This window comes from Terriglobales bacterium (assembly GCA_035624455.1).
GTDB lineage: Bacteria > Acidobacteriota > Terriglobia > Terriglobales > Acidobacteriaceae > DASPRM01.
In genome coordinates this window covers 1-20,612 of sequence record DASPRM010000148.1, presented here as the reverse complement: position 1 = coordinate 20,612, position 20,612 = coordinate 1, and the positions used below count along the sequence as shown (strand labels likewise).

Here is a 20,612-nt window from a genome sequence, read left to right as displayed (position 1 = left end):
CCCAGGAGAACCTGCTATGCGAAATCCCTTGGTTCTTGGACTGATATTGATTCTGCTGTGGGCCGCGACCGCCTGCAGCAATTCCCGTGACGCGGTCAGCTCCACAACAATAACCGCAGCGCACGCGGAAGTCTTGCCTGCTTCGGTTTCCTCTACCTCGGCTTCTTCCAACGCCTCTGCGCCCTTCCTCGCCTCCGGACCTATCGTCGTTGAGAACCAGGTAGACGTCGCCGCGCAGCGTGAAGGCGTGGTCTCCCGCATCCTCGCCGAACCGGGAACGCCGGTAAAACAAGGTCAGCTGTTGGCCACCCTCGACGATCGCCAGGTCTCTGCTGATCTCGAAGCGGCCCGCGCCAAGACTCGCAGCATCGAGGCCGACCTCAAAAACTGGGAAGCCGAAGCCAAGGTTCTGCAGTCCGATTACGATCGCGCCCAGAAAATGTGGGATGCAGGCCTGATCACTAAGGAACAGCTCGAGCACGCGCGCTACAAAGCCGAATCCGACCAGTGGGATGTAAAGCGCGTGCAGCAGCTGCTCATCAATGCGCAAAATACGGAGCACTCGCTTGAACTGGAGCTGGAAAAAACGCACATCGCCGCGCCTTTCGACGGCATGGTTGCCCGCCGCTACGTCCGCGTTGGACAAGCCGTAACCCGCAACGAACGCTTGTTCTGGGTAACCGCGGTCAGCCCGATGCGCGTGCGCTTTGCCTTGCCGGAACGATTTCTGGGTCAGATCAAGACGGGAAGTCTGGTCGAGGTTACGGCTGCCGAGGGCACTCTTGATCATCGCTATCCCGCGAAGGTCATCGAAGTCAGCCCGGTAGTGGATCCCGCCAGCGACACCATCGAGGTGCTGGCGCAGCTCACAGGCCCCACCGGCGATCTTCGCCCCGGAATGCGCGCCAACATCCATCTCGATAATCCGCGATGAACATAATCGAAGCCCTCGACGCCGCGCTTCCCGAGCTGCCGGAAACCATAGCGCGGCGCAGCCTGCCCAGGCTCGATCCCCGCGTCATCTCCAAGGAGCACATCGAGCAGGGGCAGCCCGTGGTATTGGCCAAGATGCCCGGCAGCGACAACTACGTCCGCCTGCCGGTCTCGCAGTGGCAGCTCCTGCGGCTCTTCAACGGCGAACGGTCGTTTGCCGATGTCGCGCAACTCTCCCTCAGCCAGACCGGAGTGCAATTCAGCGAAGAAGGTGTGCGGGAATTTGTCAGCTTCCTGATGGACAACACCGACCTCTTCTACAAAACTCCGCTGGAAAAAAACATCACCCTCCAGCAGAAGCTGAAGAGCCGCCGCCAGAAACGCCGCCGTTTCCGTTTCAAAGATATCGCCGATATTCAGATTCACGAATGGCCGCACGCCGACAACTACATCACCAGGCTCTACCCTTACGTGAAATTCATGTGGACGCCCTGGTTCGTCCTGCTTTCGATCGGCATGTTCGCGGTGATGTTTTGGATGTGGGCCGACCGCTTCGGTGAAATCTGGCGCGACAGCTTCCAGTTCTACAACTTCACCAGCAAGTCGTTCACCGACCTCATCGAATTCTGGTTTCTTTTCGGCGCCATGGCCTTCTTCCACGAATCCTTCCACGGCCTCACCTGCAAGCACTTCGGCGGTAACGTCGAGAAGATGGGCTTCATGCTGATGTACTTTGCGCCCACGTTTTTCTGTGATGTCACCCAGATCTGGATCTATGGCGGCCGCAAAGCCCGTATGGCTACCGTGGCCGCCGGTCTCTGGGGCGACCTTATTATCTGCTTTTTCGCCACCCTGATCTGGTGGACCACGGCTCCCGGCATGTGGGCTCATGACTTCGCCTATAAGGTCATGATGGTCACCGGCATCGGCGTCACCCTGCTGAATCTGAATCCTCTGATCAAGATCGATGGCTACTATCTTTTTTCCGAAGCCATCGGCGAAGTCGATCTGAAAGAGCGTTCCACTGCTTATCTCTCCGGCTGGGTGCGCAAGCATGTCTTCGCCTTGCCTGTCGAGATCGAGTTTGTGCCTCGCCGCCGTCGCGCTTTCTACATGATCTATGCCTTCCTCTCCGGCCTCTATGGTTACCTGCTGCTCTTCGTCGTCGTCGCTTTTACCTATCACGTACTGCACGCCTACACGCCCGAGTGGGCATTCCTTCCCGCAGGCATCCTGGCTCTTCTGGTTTACAAATCGCGTTTACGAACTTTTGGGAGATTTATGAAAGTCGTCTACCTCGACAAAAAAGAGCGCGTCTTGAGCTGGTTCACTCCCGCGCGGATCGCTGTTATCACCGCCCTCGCTTTGCTGCTGCTCTTTCTGCCCGTCTGGCCCGACTTCGTTGAGGGCCCCTTCGTGCTCGAGCCGGTGCAGCGTGCTGTTCTCAGGGCGGAAGTGCGCGGAGCGGTCACCGAAGTCTTGGCCGACGAAGGGCAGCTGGTCACCGCCGGCGCGCCCCTCGTCCGTATGCGGAATTTCGATCTGGAATCAGAAGCCGCCCGCGCCCATGCCGATCTGCAGGTGGCATCTTCTCGCGCTACTCAAAGCCAACTGCGCTACACCGGTTTCGGCCCGGCCGAGCAGGAGCGGCAACGCCTGGCGGATCAGAACCGTACTCTGGCCGATGAGATTCGCAGACTGCAGGTAAACAGCCCCATCTCAGGCGTCGTCACCACTCCCGATGTTCACGATCTGATCGGCACGTACCTCGATGAAGGCGCCCCCATCCTTGAAATCGGCGACTTCTCCCACATGCTGGCGCGCATCTACGTGCCCGAATTCTCTATGCGCGATGTCCGGTTGGGCGCAGAAGTGCGCCTCCGCCCGCAGTCCTGGGTCGAACCCATCACCGGCCGCCTGCAGTCTTTGGCTCCGGCCTCAACCCTCATCGAAGCCGGCCTGATCGCCCGTGACCAGCTCAAGGGCATCAACCCGCCCCAGTATTACGTGGGAACAGTCTTGCTCGATAATCCCGGCGACCTGCGCGACGGCATGAGCGGCACCGCCAAGATTTACGTCCAGCGCCGTAGCCTGGCCGGCTTCGCCTGGCGATTCACCAGCGACTTGGTTCAGCGCAGAATCTGGTAACCATTCTCTTCCCAAATGTCATCCTGAGCGACGCGCCCGGGTTTTTTCCTCGACCCGCGTTCTTCGTGGGTCGCGGGCGCGGAGTCGAAGGATCTTGCGTTCTGCCCTGTGTCATCACGAACAAGCGAAGCGAGCTAGGCATCCGCATCCCCTTGACTCGCGTGGGAATGGACCTCCCGTCCGTTCAGGTCGAGCGCAGCTCGACGGCTCGCACTCTCCTGTGTGTCATCCTGAACGACGGCCGACGCGGGGTCGGGGTCCGCAGCAAACCCGCTTTTGGTTTGCTGGGGTGGTTGGAGGCCCGAGTCGAACTTGAGCCGGCTTGCGGGCGTCAGCGTAGCGGGAGCTCGCTGGCGAAATTCCGAGGAGCACAGCGACGAGGGAGCTGCTTTTCCTATGGGCCCTGCTTCTTCAGCTTGCCATCTCGAGCGGTGCCCCTGAAAAGCAGCCGAGGCTGTGCAAAGCACAGCCTCGCCAACTCTCGCTCGATGGAACGTCCTCTTACTTGCGCACGGTAGTCTTTAGCGTGCTGCGCACAGTGGACTGCACCGTTGACCTTACTGTGTTCCGCACAGCTGATTTCACTGTTGGCTTTACAGTGCTCTTCACCGTCGATTGCACCGTCGAATGGATCGGCGACTTCACTGACGGATGTACAGCATCAGTGCTGCTGGGGCTTGCTACCAGAGCCTTCTTTATCGAACTCCGCTGGCTGATCAGGGACTTTTTCTGGATCGACATTGGCGCTCCTCTTGAGAATTTTTGATCTTCTTAAGCCGTGTGCACTTTCACTAGCATGAGAGTTGCCAAAGAGCCAGACCCCTTCCCACGTCCTACGACAGCTCTAGAATCAGAGACTTATAGCGGTTCCCGGTGACAACTCCGCCCTCTCTTGGGTAAGAAATTAACCCAAAGGTTAATAAATTAACCTTGCCCGGTTAATTTTTGACCTTTCGTTTTACAGCCTGCGCTTGCGGCAAAGGTATTTCATCCGTTGCGGATCGATGTTGAGCAGCGCCGCTGCTGCCGTTTTTTTCCCGCCCGAGCGCCGCAGGGCCGCCGTCAAATAGGCAAGCTCAATACGCTCGATCTCTGCATCCAGATCCACGCCGTTCTCTGGAATAAGGATCGCCTCCTGGCTGGTCGTGCTCGAATAAAGCATCTGCTGCGGCAGGTGCTGCGGCCGAATCGCAGCGCCGTCGCTCATCAGCACCATCCGTTGAATCACGTTCTCCAGCTCGCGCACATTTCCCGGCCAGGAATAGTCCTCCATGATCTGCAGGGCTTCCAAATCCACTTGCTTCAGCGCCTTGCGGTTGGCGCTGCAATAAATCCGCAGGAAGTGATCGACCAGCAGCGGCAGATCGCCATCGCGCTCGCGCAGCGGAGGAACAAAAATCGGGATCACATTGATGCGATAGTAGAGGTCTTCACGAAAACGTCCCTGCTTGACCAGTTCCTCCAGATCATCATTGGTGGCGGCAATCAAGCGAAAATCAATTTTGCGGACCGACCTTCCACCCAGCCGCTGTACCGCGTGCTCCTGCAACACCCGCAACAGCTTGCTCTGCAGGTTCTGATTCAGGGTGGTGATCTCATCCAGAAACAGCGTCCCGCCATGGGCCAACTCGATGAGCCCGGGCTTGGCGCTGTCGGCCCCGGTGAACGCTCCTTTTTCATACCCAAAGAGCTCCGACTCGATCAGGCTCTCCGGCAGCGCCGAGCAATTCAGGCAAACGTACGCCTGATCGCGCCGCCGACCCGAGTGCACGATCGCTCGTGCCACCAGCTCTTTTCCCGTGCCGCTCTCTCCTCTCAAAATCACTGTGGTATTGCTGTCAGCGACCGCGCGAATCGCCCCATACACCCGCTGCATCGCATCGCTTCCGCCAATCAGATCGCAGAATGCTTCTTTGCTCTCCACCTGCTCGACCAGCCGCCGGCCCTCCAACTCCAGCGTCCGCTTCTCGATCGCGCGCAGCATAACGATTTGCAATTCCTGAAAATTCAGCGGCGCCAGGAAAAATTCATCTGCGCCCGCCTGGCTGGCCTTGAGCGGGATGGCACGGCTGTTGGATCGCGTGAGTGCCACCACCACGAGATCGTCTCGTGCCTGCCGCATTTTCTGCAGCAGCTCCAGGCCATCGGAAGCGCCATTGCCGACACTATCCAGGTCCAGCAGAATCGCGCGAATCTGCGGATCTTCCAGCGCGGCCTGGATTTGTTTTTGCGTTTGCGCCATGGTGGTGTGAAACGCCGGCGCCAGAAAGCGCTGCATCTCCGGAAAAGGAGTCTCTTCCGAAGTAATTACACAGACTCGGTGGAACGCCTCGACGGGCGCAGACTCGGTGGCGCGCATAGAATTCCGATCTAACTGGGCGTGGCCGGATTATAGCTGGTCGGCCTTGTGTTCGCTCCGCTTTCGAGCAAGCCTTGACGGGCAAACTCGCGGCACCTGGTAACTGCTTGGCTCGCGCGTGCTACTGCTTCCCGGCAGCGCTCAATCAAGTCGTCCGGCACAGGGACCCCCCGGTTTTGCGGGTAGCGACCCTTCGGAATCCAGGCGACGCTCAAGTTCGAATTTTGGCTAGAACGACTTGCCGCACCCCCGTTGAAGCGGCGCGGAGAGAGGCGGGAAAAACTTCATCGCCCCTTCGCAGCCGGTGCCTTGTCCACTTCTTTTGCGGTGCGCAGGACGGTCTTCTTCATGCGATTCTCTCCCGCCCAGTAGAGGCTGATCTCGTGGCCATCGGGATCGTTCAGGTAAGCGTGACGCCACCCCCACGGCATCATGCGCGGCATCTGTGTCATGTAGAAGCCCTTGGCTTGCAGCTTGCGGCAGAAGGCGTCGACTTCTTTGATCTCGAAGTACAGCCGCACCCCGTCACTGGCCAGCGGTGTTCCCGGCCCGGCCAAGTGCAATGCGATGGTGGCATCGCCGCCAGGCGCACGCAGTCGTGCATACACGGGCTTGTCTTCATGGCGGAACTCGTCCACCAATTTGAATCCCAACAGGTCGCGATAAAACCCGAGCGCGCGCTGCACGTCTCTTGCATACACCATCGCATGATTGAAGGTCAGCTTATCGCCGCCCACTTGCGCTTCCGGTTGCCGTGCCGGTCCTTTCACCACCGAATGCCCAGTTTTCCTGGCCTTCTTCGACGCGGATTTCCTCGCCTTGTCTACGGTACCCGCCTTTTTCTTCGCGGTAACTTTCGCCATAGCTGCGCCAGAAGGTGGACGCGCGACATTCTATCCGAATGGTCTTCTCGGCGCTGACGGAAAGACGCTGAGCTTTACTGCACTGCAAACATCAGATCATCGCGATCGTTGTAAGAGCCCGTCGTACACGAGGACGCTCTTCCCTGATAGCGGAACTGGGCGCGAACCGCCTGAAGGCTACCAGCGGGGAGCGTGAATGTTGCGGACAAGTTCTGCGCGCCAGCCTTGGTGGGCACAATGGTAGCGATGAAGACCCACGAGGGGCTGTTGGCGTTGGACGCATAGTAGAGGTCGAGTGCGTCGGAAGTAAAGCCGCTCCAGGCCCAAACGGTTGCCGTGACCGTCGCGCTTGTACCGTGAGTCAGCGGGCCACCGTTGCTGGAAGCAATCACGATACGGTCGTTGGACTCGTCGGAGTGAAATACTCCGGCGCTGCCATCAGCGCAGGACGCGGCGATGGTGTTCGGCTGATGGGATTCCGCCCCGCCCGACATGTTGCCGCGTCCTAGCAGCAGCGTAGGGCCAGAGTCACACGAGCTGCCGACGGTTGCGCACTGCGGAGCCCTGAGCGCGGAGTTGTACAACGCGGTTTGCGGCGCAGCGGTTGAATTCACCGTCAAGGCAATGCTGGTACTGTGGCTCAGTGCGCCGGAGGTTCCAGTCACAGTTATGTTGGTGGTTCCGAGGGTCGCCGTGGCGGAAGCGGTGAACGTTAAGGTCGCGTTCGTGCTGCCGTTAGCCGGCGGGGTGACCGGATTGCTCGAATAGCCTGCCGTCACGCCGGTGGGCAGGCCGGTAGCGCTTAGGGTGGTTGCGCCACTGAAGCCGTTCTGGCTGGAGATGGTGATGGTGCTGGTTCCGTTGCTACCTTGGGTTACCGTCACGGAAGCGGGCGAGGCAGCGATGGTGAAATCCGGTGTCGCAGCGGCATTCACCGTGAGAGAGAGAGTGGCATTTGCGACCAGGCCTCCCGAGGTCCCCTTGATGGTTACGGTGACGGTTCCAGTAGTAGCCGAGGCGCTCGCCGTCAAGGTCAACACGCTGGTGCTGGAGGTGCTGGTTGGATTGAAGGATGCAGTCACACCGCTGGGCACGCCAGACGCCTGGAGACTCACTGTGTCGCCAAATCCATTCTGACCGTTCACTGTGATCGTCGTGCTACCACCTACCGCGCCCTGCGTGATGGTCACACTGCCAGGTGAAGCAGACAACGTAAAGCTTGGCGACGCCGATCCGGCCAGCGTGTTGATCAGGTTCTGTCCATTCGGGCTCCCCCATCCCGTCACCAGATCATAGCCAACTACGGCGTTGTAGGATTTTCCTCTGCCGTTATTGTTATTCCCGCTGGTGATGTCGTGGAAGTCGCTCGTGTAATTTGCGCTCTGCCCAGCGGCGTAGATGGCGGGATTGATAAAGCCCAGAATCGAGTGTCCGGTAGCCACAGCCTGCTGATTGATGAGGGCAAGAAAGCCGGCCCAGCGCGGTGCAGCAAAGCTGGTGCCGCCCCAGTCTCCGGCACACGAACCTTGGCTGCAGACGTAGTTGTCGAAGTTGGCCTCTGCCGCCACATCCGGAATATTGCGCTTGCTGGTGGAAGCTTTATTGGATGAATTGGCTACTCCAATTTGCCAGCTGGGTATGGCATAGCCATCGTCGCTGGGGCCTCCGCCGCTGTCTGCCCACGCCGTTTCCGATTCCCAGGGGCCGCCGCTGCCGTTCGTAATCAGGTCGGTACCGCCGACCGCTACCACGTAAGGGTCTTCTGCCGGATAGCTGTAGTCGCGGTTATTCGATCCGGTGTAGGCCCCGGAATCCCCTGAGGCGACGAATAGATTCTGTCCCTGGGCCGCAAACTCCTGGAATATGGGATCGTTCACGCTGGGGTCAGCGGGAGTCCAGCCCCACGAGCAACTCAGTTGCTTGGCAATATTCTCCGTTGCCATCTTGTTGAAGATGTCGACGTCCCCCACGCCTATGAACGTAGTGCCAGGGGCAATATAGACGCGAACCTGGGACATCCCCGGGGCCATGGCAATAGCTTGCATAATGTCCAGCACTTGTTCGGCATCATTGCCGTCGGACGCTCCGCTTGCGCCATCGATTAGTACGTTGTTGATGGGGACGGTGTAGGGTTGTCCGGCAAAACTCGCCGTCACGTCATTTGGGTCATAGCCGTCAAACTCTACTAGCCCAACCGCCTGGCCCGTGCCGGTGAGGGTGGTGCCGCCATAGTAAGCTGCCCGCATGTCACCGCCAAGGTATGCACCCCCTGGGCCGGAGCCGGCGTTGCCCTGTATCGCTTGCCCCCCCAGGGACCGCCTCGACTTGGGGCGGGGTTTAGAGAAATTGTTCAGACCGGCGATGTGCGCCACTGGCACGCTCAAATCCACTGAGGGTTCACGATCCGGAGAATAGAACATGCGGTTCTCCGTAGGATGCTGATAGTTAGTCATCGCGACATGAAAGGCCAGCTCAACTTGCGCCACCGTGCCACTGATATCCACCAGCAAGCGATTGGGATGCGTACCGGTTACAGTGAAACCGTTGGCGGTGGCGAAATCGACCACCGCCTGGTAATCCTCTGCCGTGGGGCCAAACTGTTCTGTGAACTCGGCCACAGTGAGGAAATGGTGGTAATCCGGGCTGGACGGGTCGTAAAGCCGAGCCAACAAGTTGGTAAGGCCGGCCTGGTTGCGAAGCGGCAGCGTGATAGCCAGGTTCATGCGCTGAGTGGATGGCAGCAAACCCATCGGCACCGCCTGCCCGCTGGCAACCGTTGGGCGAACGTGATTGTGCAATACCTGTAACGGTTGCTGGGTGTGGCCTTCGGTTGCCAGCAACAGGAGCGCAGCGACGCAGGCGAAAGCGGTTACTCCGGGCAGAAGGTGGGCATTTTTACTCACAGCCATAGCCTCTTTCCTGAGCTTGCCGCTCAATCTTCAAGATAGAAACTGGGCCAGGGCGACAGTAACGCCCAGCTTTTCAGTTTTTTGTTATTGTTTCCCTTAAGTAGTCGAGCATTCTATACCCAGTCAGTTCGGTTAGGATGAATTCTCGCCGTCCATTCTTGGCAATAAGAAAGCCGCCTCAGAGAGATTCCGGCGGCTTTCCATCACGCATGACCGAACCATCAAGAGCTGAGCCCTAACTATTCAACGTTACCGCAGGTGCAAGAGCCCTTGCCGCTACCCAGAAACAGAACAAATGAACAGGCCTGGCCCAGGAAGGAAAGTTCATCCTGCTGCAGAGCAGCGTCCGCGAACTCTTCTTCTGTGGTTACCAGATAGCTGCCGCCCGGATTTTGCAGGTGGGTCGCCCACGCGCGGAGATCCGGAGTGGGAACCGGGCTGGTGGGATCGCAGTTCGCCTGGTTGTCGGAGACGATCTTGATCACGCCGTCACTCGGAGGCGGCCAGCCGGTCAGTGGATTGTCGGTCAGGTCCCTGTCCACCGAGAGGATGAGCAGCCCATTGGCCGTAATCGGGCAAGCGCAGCACTCAGACATTTCCTGGTTGCTGTCGAACACATAGATGTCGGCGCAAACTGTGCCGTGCTTCGCGCTGATCGGGGTGCCCTGTTCGCCTGGGTTGATGATGCGGACGGTCTGATCCAATCTGCCAACATCAGACACGACACCTGGGGTCACACTGTTAAGGCGATTGGAAAAGTAGTTGACCTGGTACACGTCGCTGATGCCTTGCGCCATTACGAACGACGAACAGGCAACAACGGCGAGCAATAGGATTGTGGCGGTAGCGGCCTTTCGCATATGGAATCCTCCTTTTGTTTTCCTGACCATGCGGGTGCGGAAAGACGATTTACTGCGGAATGTACAACGCCACTTTTTGCGGAGACAATTCCCCGGAGGACCTAAGCGGGACGATTAGCCTGGACAGCTAATTCCTTTGGTGTGTCCACGTCGCTCACTCCCTCTCAAGTGTGAGCGGCTAGAGCGTAACCAGGCGGTCGCAAGCCGTACGTCCTGCATTTGCCAATTGAGAACGGCAGGATCTGACAGGCTTAGGAAGCCGCGGCTCTCTCGTCACCGGCAGAGGACAGCGGTACGACTCGGATTCCGCGACCCTTCTCGTTAATTACGGTCATTGTGCGACAGCACTCTTCACACAGCCAAAACAGCTGCAGCCGACGTGTCTTCTGAGGTTGATCCGCGAATGGTTTAATGGTGCTGGAATCCGCAGCTTCGAGCACAAACAACTTGCCCTTATGCAAGTAACGGAACGATACGGAACAAGCGGAATTGAGACACTTTTCAATCATCGCGAGCTCCGAGTCGGGCTTGTAAGACCGACGCGAGTTCAGGCGGTTTTGGCAAGATGACCCGCCCCACCGGCATGTGGAGAACATTCGCGGCCAACCTCCGCGCTGGGCTGAGGTCCAGAGATTGTGGCTTCCAAGACTGGGAAATGCGAGTGTTTTCGCGCTTGCTGCAGCAGACTGAACTGATCGCGCTTCGCGATCACATCAATCGCACCCAAGTTTCTAAGTTGCTCCGCATCCGAATCGCCAGGGTCCGGCTTTAAAACCAGGCAACCACCACAGCGTTTGCTCGCTTGAAACTCGCGCAAGATCCGCGCAGCGCTGAGCTCGGGTGGGTGATCACTGACAATCAGGAGATCGAACTGTTGTTTTTCCAGGAGCTGCCGGGCCTCGACCGCATCCCAAGTAGTGCAGGTATCAAAGCCCGCGTCTTCTAAGGCATGCTCGAGGCTAATGAGCGCGAGCTCATCGGTGTCGAGGATGAGAATCCGGCAGCGCTCTTCGTCCATCGCTTTTTCCTTAGCTGGCAAAAAGAAAACGCGCCACGCTACTTTCCAGCTCATTGAAGGGACGGGGGGACGCAACCTCATGCTAGAAAGGCGCAGACCAATGATCTGTGATCCGGATCACCGCAGTCAGCCCGCTAGCGTACAAAAGCGTTCCCACATGAAAACAAAAATCAGCCGGCATAGCGCGATGTGGTGGAACCGCCGGGAAAGCTGGTGGCAGTCAGACGGCGCAGAATCGGGTAACACTCGCATGCCCACCTCTCCAGTTCGTTCCGATTGAGAATGCGAATCTGACCGCGACTGCAGCGGATTGCCCCTGCTTGCTGTAAGAGGCCGACTGCCGCAGTTACGGACGACCGCCGACAACCGAGGATTTCAGCAAGGCGCTCGTGGGTCAGAGGCAGGAGTTCTGACCCGGTGCGGTCTTGACCCATCGCCAGCCAACGAGCCAGTCGTTCCGGAGTCTGGTGCAAGCGATTGCAGGCGGCGCCTTGCGATACCTGCATCAAGAATGCGTAAGCATAGCGCCGCAGAATGCGTTCAAGCTGTTGGGTGTCTACCAGGAGCTGGGAGAAGAGGGCCGACTCCATCCGAAGGGCGTATCCCGCGACCTCGACAGTGGCCCGCACCGATGTGCGAGTGGCGCCAAGCAAGATTGGAATTCCTACAAAGCCCTCGCGACCGATGATACCCACTCCTACCGTCGCCCCACTGCGCATTGCTGTCAAGAAGGACACCAAACCGCTTGTTGGGAAATAGACAAAGCTGATCGGCTCGTAAGACTGCCAAAGGACCTCTTCCGACTTCAAGGGAACCGAGGTCAGATGTGAACGAACTAGCCTGGATTCTTCAGCAGGAAGGGCAGCGAGAATCAGGTTATCAGGATACGGATCGCGGCGATTCAGCCACTTAGAAGAACAAGTTTTTGTGCCTCGCGGATTTATCCGCACTCTGCATTCGTGCTTCTGCCTCCCGACCATATCGTCCCCTGGCCGGGGTTTGTCTTACGGGCCCCCGAAGTCCGGGAAAGTGCGCTTTTTCGATAGATTTACTCACCCTCCACATTTGTTGATGTTCACCGAGCCGGATTGGGTTCCAAGTCATGTCTTGGCTTTGAACGCATTCCTAGTATGGGAATCGGGCTTCCCGCGTGGGTGGACGGCCTTGTGCTGTCATGATCTGCCGTTTACAGCAATCTCAATAGCTCGTGGGCTTTTTGTTTGCTTTCGGTGGGGGAGGAACAAGCCACACTATGCATTGTGATCCGGGCATTGCTTTTTCGAATCCGCACTCGCTAAAAGAACGCGGGGACAGCTTTGTTTCTCCAGCGCCCGACCTGTTCCAGATCACTATCTACCATCATTTGCACCAGCTGTTCGAAAGTCAACTTGGGTTCCCAGCCAAATGCTGCTCGTGCCTTGCTGCAATCGCCTTTGAGGTGGTGAACCTCGGCCGGACGCAGCAGAGCGGGATCAATTTCTACATGTTCCCGATAGTCCAGGCCCACGTGGGCAAAGGCGATTTCAAGGAGCTCGCGCACGGAGTGGGTCCTGCCTGTGGCGATGACGTAGTCGCCAGGCTCATCCTGCTGCAGCATCAGCCACATCGCCCGCACATAATCGCCGGCGAAACCCCAGTCGCGCTCGGCATCCAGGTTGCCCATGCGTAGCTTGTGATCGATTCCCAGCTTGATGCGCGCCACCCCGTGGCTGACTTTGCGAGTAACAAACTCCAGCCCTCGGCGCGGCGATTCGTGATTAAAGAGGATTCCCGAGCAAGCAAACTGATTGTAGCTTTCCCGATAATTAACGGTGATCCAGTGGCCGTAGAGCTTGGCCACTCCATAGGGACTCCTGGGATAGAAGCGCGTCTCCTCATTCTGTGGAGACTCCTCAACCAATCCGAACATCTCGCTGGAAGAGGCCTGGTAGAAGCGAATCCTGGGATTCACCATGCGAATGGCCTCAAGCAGACGCGTCACGCCCAGGGCGGTGAAGTCTCCGGTCAGAACCGGCTGATTCCAGGAGGTGGGCACAAATGACTGAGCAGCCAAATTGTAGATTTCGTGGGCCCGCGACTGAGTCACGGCCGCAATCAGCGAACTCAGATCGAGCAGATCGCCGGGAATGAGCGTCACCCGGTCCTGAATGTGGGAAATTCGCTCGAAGTTGAGGGTGCTGCTTCGCCGGACGAGGCCATAGACTGCATAATCCTTCTCCAGCAAAAGCTCAGCCAGGTAGGAGCCATCCTGCCCGGTAATACCAGTAATGAGCGCGTTACGTTGCATGTGACTCTGAGATTCCTATCCCTTAGCCTTCCAGGACAGATGTAGGTGTGCACCTGTCATTCTGGCAGGCTGAGAATAAATGGCAGTAACTCGGGGGTCAACTGAGCCAGGTACATGTCCCCCGGATGCATCGGACGAGATTTGTTAAACCCGATGAGGCGCTCAACCCACGGCATTCTTCCAGATCTCCAACACGAGCCACCAACGGACATCCTCAATCATGGAATTCACTATTGTTCGAGCGCTTTAGATTTATGACAGAACGGTTGCATTTACAATTGCAATCCTGGTGGCTGGCCGTGACCTCAAACATGATCAGATCGGCTACTCGCTTCGTAAGAACCCAGAGTCTGCGACTCCAGGAAGAGGAATGAAAGTCTCAGTAGTGATGGCTGTGTTTAATGAGCGGACTTTTATCGATGAAATTGTTAGGAGGGTCCTCTCGTCGGTTGGAAGGATGGGGTGCGAACCCTGCGGTGCGTTCTGAAACACAACCTAAGCGATTCGCAGTCGAAGGGAATACCCGTTTTCGAAGATCCGGCTCGCAGAGCCGGATCTCAGCCCAGCACCAAGGTGAAGTAGCTACCGGAAAATTGGTCTGTCCGTGCGATGTTGATGGTGAATGGCATAGGACTTGGACTCCGACGAGTGAAGTCGCGATCAAACCCGCCTGGCGCCCATTTCTGTTTTCGACTCGGGAGCCGAGGCGCGCGCTCGAATACAATAGCCCTGACATGAGCAGTGCACAGTGGGCAGCAAAGACCAATGACGACTGGAAACGGTGGGAAGGCCAGTCGGTGGAGGGAAAGTTTCATCTGCGCCAGTATTTGGGTGGCTCCGATGACACCGCCGTGTTCCTTACTGAATTCGGTGAGCGGCCTCAGAGAGCAGCCATCAAACTCACCGTGGCGAGTCCAGAAAATGCAGAGTCCCAACTCTCGAGTCTGAGTACGACTGCCACACTGTCACATCCACATCTGCTGCGCCTGTTTCAGACAGGGCGCTGCCGGCTTGCAAATACTGACCTGCTCTATGTCGTGATGGAGTATGCCGAAGAAGATCTCTCACAAATCCTTCCCCAGCGCCCGCTCAGTCCTGCAGAAGCACAGCAAATGCTCTTACCCGTTCTGGACGCCCTGACATTCCTTCATGCCAAAGGGTTTGTGCATGGTCACTTGAAACCAGCAAACATCATGGCGGTCGGGGATCAGTTGAAGATCTCGGGCGACCGATTGCTCAAAGCGGGTGAGTCAACCGCTCGAGGAATCAAGCCGAGTGTTTACGACGCACCCGAGATTGCAAGCCGAGGGGTCTTGCCCGCCGCTGATGTTTGGTCGCTTGGCATGACGCTGGTCGAGAGCCTCACACAGCAGCCGCCACGGGTGCAGAAAACGCCACAGCAAGAACCGTCATTGCCTGCAACAATTCCCGAGCCTTTTCTGGACATCGCTCGCCATTGCCTGCTCCGGGATCCTCGATCGCGTTGGAGGGCTGGCGACATTAAGGCGCGATTGCGGCCCGCCGAATCCGTTTCGCATCCCCAAGGCGGTTCCACAATCCTACCGCGGTCCAGGAAATGGCATTACCTCTTGCCGATCATGGCTGGAATAGCTTTATTGGCAATACTGGCAGGCGCAAAACTGCTCAAGTCTCCACCCAAGGCTCTCCCGGAAGCTGTCAGCAGTCCTGCTAAAGCGCCAGAACAGCCCAATACCCAGCCGGAACCCCAGCCGGACACAAAGGCAACTTCGGGCGGCATTCCTAAAGCCGCGGTTGTGAATCAAGTCGTACCTGACGTGCCCAAGCAGGCAAGGGACACCATTCAGGGCACAGTGAAGGTGACGGTTAGAGTGGCGGTTGATTCCTCTGGAAATGTGACAGCGACAAAGCTCGAATCCCCTGGGCCAAGCAAATACTTTGCCGATCGAGCATTGCAAGCGGCGCGCGGTTGGACATTTACTCCCGCCGAAATTGACGGCCGGAAGGTTCCGAGTGAATGGATGCTGCGATTTCAATTTGCAAGAAGCGGAAGCAGAGTGCTGCCTGTCCAAGCAGCTCCTTAACGGAAGTATGGCAGCTTTTCGGGAGTAACCGAGCGGATCAACTGAGCTTCGTACCTTGAAATTGCGAGTGTGATGCCGATCGATTGTTGGATACGAGCCTTCACTCTTGACGAGTCCTAATGCTGGCTCGACCTAATGATCTCCGCGATCCTCTCAGCGGCGTGCCCGTCCCAGAGCGGCGGGATCTTTCCCTTTCTTGCTTCGCCAAGCAGAATCCTTTGGGCCTCACTCCGTACTCGTTCGACTTTCCGTCCTACCAGCACATTGGTGCCGATCTCGACCGTCACCGGGCGTTCAGTGTTTTCTCTGACCGTGAGGCACGGTGTTCCCAAGTACGTTGTCTCTTCTTGGATTCCGCCTGAGTCGGTGATCACTAACGTCGCCCGCTGCTGTAGCGCCAGGAAGGACATGTAAGGCAGCGGGTCCATCAGTCGCAGGCCACATTTATGAAAACCATTGAGCCCGACCTGTGCCATCCGCTGTCGAGTGCGAGGATGCACCGGGAACAGTACCACCAACGCCGAACTCAGACCTTCCAGGCTGTTCAGCATTCGTTTCAGCCAATCCAGATCATCGACATTTGACGGGCGGTGCAAGGTCACCAGGACAAACCGCTCAGGCAGCTCCGGCGGCACATGTTTCTGTGCTTCCGGTAACATGCGAATGAGTGTGTCGATCATTACATTGCCGACTAAATGGATCTTGGCATTATCTATGCCTTCTCGGGCCAGATTGCGATTGCCATCCTCCGAGGGGGTGAACAAGAGGTCGGCCAATTGATCAGTAAGCAGCCGGTTTATCTCTTCCGGCATCGAGCGATCGAAGGACCGCAGCCCCGCCTCGACGTGCGCCACCTTGACTCCGAGTTTAGAGCAGACCAAAGCAGCCGCCACCGTCGAATTCACGTCCCCATACACCAGGACATAATCCGGCTTCTGCTCCAGCAGGACCGGTTCAAAGCGGCAGATGATTTCAGCCGTCTGCTGCGCGTGACTGCCTGACCCGACTTGCAGGTTGATATCTGGCGGGGGCACCCGGAGCTGCTGGAAAAACACATCTGACATGTTCACGTCATAGTGTTGACCAGTATGAACGATGGTCTGGCGGACCGACGAATGGTGTGTTAACGCCTGGTGAACCGGCGCAAGCTTCATGAAGTTCGGACGGGCCCCTACTACGTGCAGAATATGCATGAGTGACTTACGCCGCATTTTAGCATCCGTTCAACTGCCCCCGCCGAACCCTACTTAGGCGAAGCAGCGGGGATAGCTTCGGTGTTGGCAGCTTGCTCGCGATACCAGGCGACGGTTCGCGCGAGCCCATCCTCGAACTTAACCCTGGTCCGATAGCCCAGGTGTTTCTCGGCTAAAGTCACGTCCGCCAGGGAGTGCTTGATGTCTCCAGCGCGCTCCGGCGCGTACTTGGCAGGTTTCGTGAAACCAGTAATCTGCTGCAGCACCTGGTATGTGTGGTTCAGGGTGACCCGGATTCCCGTCGCTACGTTGAAGGCCTTGCCGGCAGCCTCGCTGACGGGCGCCGAACAGGCCAGCAGATTCCCCGCCACCACATTGTCGATGTAGGTGAAATCGCGGCTCTGCTCTCCATCCCCCAAGATCGTTGGCGCTTCCCCGCGCAGCATTTTGGTGATGAATATCGCCAAAACTCCCGAGTACATGGATGTAGGATCCTGCCGCGGGCCAAACACGTTGAAATAGCGCAGCGATACCGTTTCCAGCCCGTACACCCGATGGAATGAACTCATATAGTATTCGCCGCTCAGCTTAGACACCGCGTATGGCGAAATCGGATCGGGCAACATCCCTTCGTGCTTGGGAAGGGTTGGAGTATCGCCATAAAGCGACGACGATGACGCATACACCACGCGTTTTACCTTGGCATCCCGAGCGGCCACCAGCAGATTCAGCGTGCCGTCCACGTTGGAGCGATGGGTATTAATCGGATCCTCGACCGAAACGGGCACGGACGGAATGGCCGCCTGATGCAGGACATAGTCGATATCCTGGCAGGCGGCGCGCATCGCCTCCAGGTCCAGCAAATCGGCCTCGCGGAAATCGATCCTGCCTTGAATGTCGGTGATGTTATTGCGTTTGCCGGTTATGAAGTTGTCGATTCCGCGAACCTTCTCACCCCGCTCCAACAATGCGTGGGCCAGGGAAGAGCCGATGAAACCGGCCGCCCCTGTAATCAGATAATTTGACATTCGCTTCGGTATCCTTCATCCAGGAATTTCGACTCGCGCACCGGGCTCTGAATTGACGCAATTCTCTGTGCCCTCAGCAGCGCACGATATTGGGGGAGTCGATCCCCTTGGTGGCGTTGCGGGTATCCACCACCAGTTGCGATTCGCGAACGATCCGCCGGTAGTCGTAATCGCTGTGATCGGTCACGATCAGCACGCAATCGTATTGTCCCAGATTTTCCAGCGGCGTGTTCTTCATCTGCAGATCATACTTGCGTCCCTTGCCCACAAACGCAAAGTAGGGATCGTTATAGCGCACCTCCGCCCCTTCCTTGTGCAGCAGCTCGATGATGGTCAGTGACGGCGACTCCCGCAGATCGTCGATATCCTTCTTATACGCCACTCCTAGCACCAACACCTTCGACCCGTTCAATGCCTTCTTTCTCTGGTTGAGCGCCTTCGCCACGGATTGCACCACGTGGTAAGGCATGGCCGTGTTCACATCGCCGGCAAGCTCGATGAAGCGCGTCTGAAAGTCGTATTCCTTTGCCTTCCAGGAGAGATAGTAAGGATCCACCGGGATGCAGTGCCCGCCCAGCCCGGGTCCGGGGAAGAACGCCTGGAAGCCGAAAGGCTTGGTCTTGGCAGCTTCGATGACCTCCCAGATGTCGATCCCCATGCGCAGACAAAGCAGTTTCAGCTCATTCACCAGTGCGATATTCACGCAGCGATAGATATTCTCCAGCAGCTTGGTCATCTCCGCCGCTGCCGGGCTGGAGACACCCACCGTGCGGCGGAAGATTGAGCCGTACAGCGCCGCTGCCAGATCGGTCGCGTTTGTTTCCAGGCCGCCCACTACCTTGGGAATGTCCCGCCGCGCCACTTCCGTATTTCCCGGATCTTCGCGCTCGGGAGAAAACGCTACGTAGAAACTGCCTGTCTCGTTCCCTGCCCGCACCGCCTTCAGCCCCAACTTGTTCCCTTTCTCCAGGATCGGCACCAGCACATCTTCGGTCGTGCCGGGATAGGTCGTGCTCTCCAGCACCACTAGCTGCCCCGGCCGCAGATGCGGGGCAATTGTCTCCGCCGTGGCCACGATGTAGCTCATGTCCGGCTCGCGGTATTCATCCAGGGGCGTGGGCACGCAGATGACCACCGCATCCATCTCACTGATGCGGGAGAAATCGCCAGTGGCATGAAACCCGCGCGCCGCCGCCTGCTGAATCTGTTGCGCTTCAATGCGCACGATATAGGACTGACCCCGCGCCAGCGTGTCGACTTTTTTCGGATCAACGTCGAACCCCGTCACCGGAAAGCGCTCTTCGCTGAACAGCAGCGCCAGCGGCAACCCCACGTAGCCCAGCCCCAGAATGCCCACGTTGGCCGTTCGCGCTGCGATCTTATCTTTCAAGCTCTCCGCCACCGTGCGGGTAGCAGTGCTCATAGTCATAATCTCCTACCGAGTGAAATCAGAGCGAGAGGAAGCCTGCAAGTCTGCACCTTTCTTTCTGCCAGGCTGAGAATAAACGGCAGTAACCCGGGGGTCAAATGAGCTAGGTATATGTACTCCTGAGTTATTGGGTAAGATTGCAGGCGATTTCCACTGGCGTACTCGAAAACAGATTGGTACCCAGATTACGCTCGACATCGCGTTCAGAATAACTGTCGAAGTCCTCTGGGTACCATCGGAGAAACTAGAAGGACACTGCCTCGTTCAGGAAACTCTCATGATCTTCCTGCGAATCGCTCCTGCGAGCCCGAGCAATCCACCACCGAGCAACATTAAGCTGGCCGGCTCGGGAACCGCAGTGAATGGCCCAGAGATTCGCGGCTGGCGGAGATCATTGAACCCTCCAGGAACACTGATGTCGGTGCTCAGAATGGATTCTCCGTTGGTGGCGAAGATGGTCACGAAGTTGTTGCCGTTCGCCGCAGTGAAGACCAGTGAGGCTAGAGGCTCAGGGTTACCATGACTGTCAAGAGCGTGCACGGTAATTGTAGACGAACCACCTGCACAGTTTTGACACCCCCCAATGAACGGATTGATGATCAGGTCATTGTAAGTCTGGCCGCTGGCGAGCGCGATCGATAGGTTGGTTAATGGAGTCCCTTCCGGACTAGCCGAGACTCGGGCTTGTCCAGATGAGGGTTCTGCCAGGTTTTGCGATGAGCTGAAGTTGACAATGAGCCCAGACTGATTGGTAGTGCCAGTCAGCAACGTTCCCGTCGTCCCAGAGCCCAGCAGGATGTTTTCCTCGTTAGGCTGGGGATCATTTTTCAGTTCGAACATGATATCCGCGTGCGCAGGCATCGCGGTAACAAACACCGCCAACGCTGCAGCAGCGAAAAGTGCAGGTTTTATCTTCACAGCCCTCTCCCTTGTCCTCAATTTCACCTTGCAAGCAGACTCAATGTTGCTGGCTGCTCTCAACAGTCTCGCGGAGCTAAGCGCGGGGCTCAATACAGCGAGTCAGGTAACAGGAGGGAAAAAATCGGTTAAGGATTTTTACTTAGTATCGCTACAACTGACGCCGCAGCATTAACTTGCAACAGATATGAACAAGGGCGTCGAAGCGCACTCTGGACAGCCATCTCCGCGTTTGCGCTGGTCGTGCCGCACTCTCAGCCTCGGATCTTTAGGTCCTCGGCCCCGGCCTATTTTCCAGATTCAATTGCTCGAGACTGCATCCATTTCCAGGCGCTCGCGACGATGTCGGACAGGCTGCGAGAGGGCGTCTAACTTAGAACCTGCTTCGCTTTTGCCGGCGCAACGAAAGGGTTTGTTGACTTAACTCTTCTGTGCAATCAGCAGTCCTGCAACGTCGCTCCTATCCCTGGGAGACTCCCTGGTGGCGGTCAGATGTGCTCCCCAACTTTTTCTTGGGAGGCTCTTCAAAAGGTTTCGAAGAATAGCTTTTTGCAAAACAAACCTACTTAAGTCATTTGTTTTCAGCAAAAAATTGCAGCTCGCG

The 20,612-nt window shown here is 57.4% G+C and carries 15 protein-coding genes; 4 read left to right on the top strand and 11 right to left on the bottom strand.

Features of this window, described 5'->3' with window-relative positions; all coding sequences use genetic code 11:
• Positions 1-16 precede the first annotated feature (16 nt).
• From VEG30_16640 to VEG30_16630, 3 genes are all read left to right on the top strand, one after another.
• Complete coding sequence (locus VEG30_16640; GenBank protein ID HXZ81557.1) at positions 17-934, top strand: efflux RND transporter periplasmic adaptor subunit; 918 nt, start codon at positions 17-19, stop codon at positions 932-934.
• A complete protein-coding gene (locus VEG30_16635) occupies positions 931-3,081 on the top strand; it encodes an HlyD family efflux transporter periplasmic adaptor subunit (GenBank protein HXZ81556.1) in 2,151 nt (716 codons plus the stop codon). The genes VEG30_16640 and VEG30_16635 overlap by 4 nt, the downstream gene beginning before the upstream one ends.
• Before the next feature lie 505 nt (positions 3,082-3,586).
• A complete protein-coding gene (locus tag VEG30_16630) occupies positions 3,587-3,847 on the top strand; it encodes a hypothetical protein (GenBank protein HXZ81555.1) in 261 nt (86 codons plus the stop codon).
• A 192-nt stretch (positions 3,848-4,039) separates the two neighbouring features.
• Here the strand turns inward: VEG30_16630 and VEG30_16625 are convergent, their stop codons facing one another.
• The 7 genes from VEG30_16625 to gmd all read right to left on the bottom strand — a co-directional run bounded on the left by VEG30_16625 (position 4,040) and on the right by gmd (position 13,377).
• Positions 4,040-5,440 (bottom strand): sigma-54 dependent transcriptional regulator, encoded by a 1,401-nt coding sequence (locus tag VEG30_16625; GenBank protein ID HXZ81554.1) that lies wholly within the window; start codon positions 5,438-5,440, stop codon positions 4,040-4,042.
• 284 nt (positions 5,441-5,724) lie between these two features.
• Positions 5,725-6,303, bottom strand: a complete 579-nt coding sequence (locus VEG30_16620) for a VOC family protein (protein HXZ81553.1) — start codon at positions 6,301-6,303, stop codon at positions 5,725-5,727.
• A gap of 74 nt (positions 6,304-6,377) precedes the next feature.
• The gene (locus tag VEG30_16615; GenBank protein ID HXZ81552.1) at positions 6,378-9,212 is read right to left on the bottom strand and encodes a protease pro-enzyme activation domain-containing protein; all 2,835 of its coding nucleotides are present in this window, start codon (positions 9,210-9,212) and stop codon (positions 6,378-6,380) included.
• 239 nt (positions 9,213-9,451) lie between these two features.
• Positions 9,452-10,072 (bottom strand): hypothetical protein, encoded by a 621-nt coding sequence (locus VEG30_16610; GenBank protein HXZ81551.1) that lies wholly within the window; start codon positions 10,070-10,072, stop codon positions 9,452-9,454.
• Positions 10,073-10,619: 547 nt separating this feature from the next.
• Entirely contained in the window at positions 10,620-11,090 is a 471-nt protein-coding gene (locus VEG30_16605) for a response regulator (protein HXZ81550.1), read from the bottom strand.
• A gap of 170 nt (positions 11,091-11,260) precedes the next feature.
• A complete protein-coding gene (locus VEG30_16600) occupies positions 11,261-11,743 on the bottom strand; it encodes a helix-turn-helix domain-containing protein (GenBank protein HXZ81549.1) in 483 nt (160 codons plus the stop codon).
• A 641-nt stretch (positions 11,744-12,384) separates the two neighbouring features.
• Positions 12,385-13,377 carry a GDP-mannose 4,6-dehydratase gene (gene gmd / locus VEG30_16595; GenBank protein ID HXZ81548.1) on the bottom strand — a complete coding sequence of 331 codons (993 nt, stop codon included), beginning with the start codon at positions 13,375-13,377 and terminating at the stop codon, positions 12,385-12,387.
• 734 nt (positions 13,378-14,111) lie between these two features.
• Between gmd and VEG30_16590 the strand changes: the two genes are divergently transcribed.
• Positions 14,112-15,440 (top strand): TonB family protein, encoded by a 1,329-nt coding sequence (locus VEG30_16590; GenBank protein HXZ81547.1) that lies wholly within the window; start codon positions 14,112-14,114, stop codon positions 15,438-15,440.
• A gap of 116 nt (positions 15,441-15,556) precedes the next feature.
• On the opposite strand, the gene wecB is transcribed toward VEG30_16590, so the two are convergent.
• The 4 genes from wecB to VEG30_16570 form a co-directional block, all read right to left on the bottom strand.
• Entirely contained in the window at positions 15,557-16,651 is a 1,095-nt protein-coding gene (gene wecB, locus VEG30_16585) for a UDP-N-acetylglucosamine 2-epimerase (non-hydrolyzing) (GenBank protein HXZ81546.1), read from the bottom strand.
• A 32-nt stretch (positions 16,652-16,683) separates the two neighbouring features.
• Positions 16,684-17,661, bottom strand: a complete 978-nt coding sequence (locus tag VEG30_16580) for an SDR family oxidoreductase (protein HXZ81545.1) — start codon at positions 17,659-17,661, stop codon at positions 16,684-16,686.
• A 73-nt stretch (positions 17,662-17,734) separates the two neighbouring features.
• On the bottom strand, positions 17,735-19,084 hold the full coding sequence (locus VEG30_16575) for a nucleotide sugar dehydrogenase (GenBank protein ID HXZ81544.1): 1,350 nt from the start codon (positions 19,082-19,084) through the stop codon (positions 17,735-17,737).
• A gap of 270 nt (positions 19,085-19,354) precedes the next feature.
• Positions 19,355-20,008: a PEP-CTERM sorting domain-containing protein gene (locus tag VEG30_16570; GenBank protein ID HXZ81543.1), complete on the bottom strand. Its 654-nt coding sequence runs from the start codon at positions 20,006-20,008 to the stop codon at positions 19,355-19,357.
• Positions 20,009-20,612 lie beyond the last annotated feature (604 nt).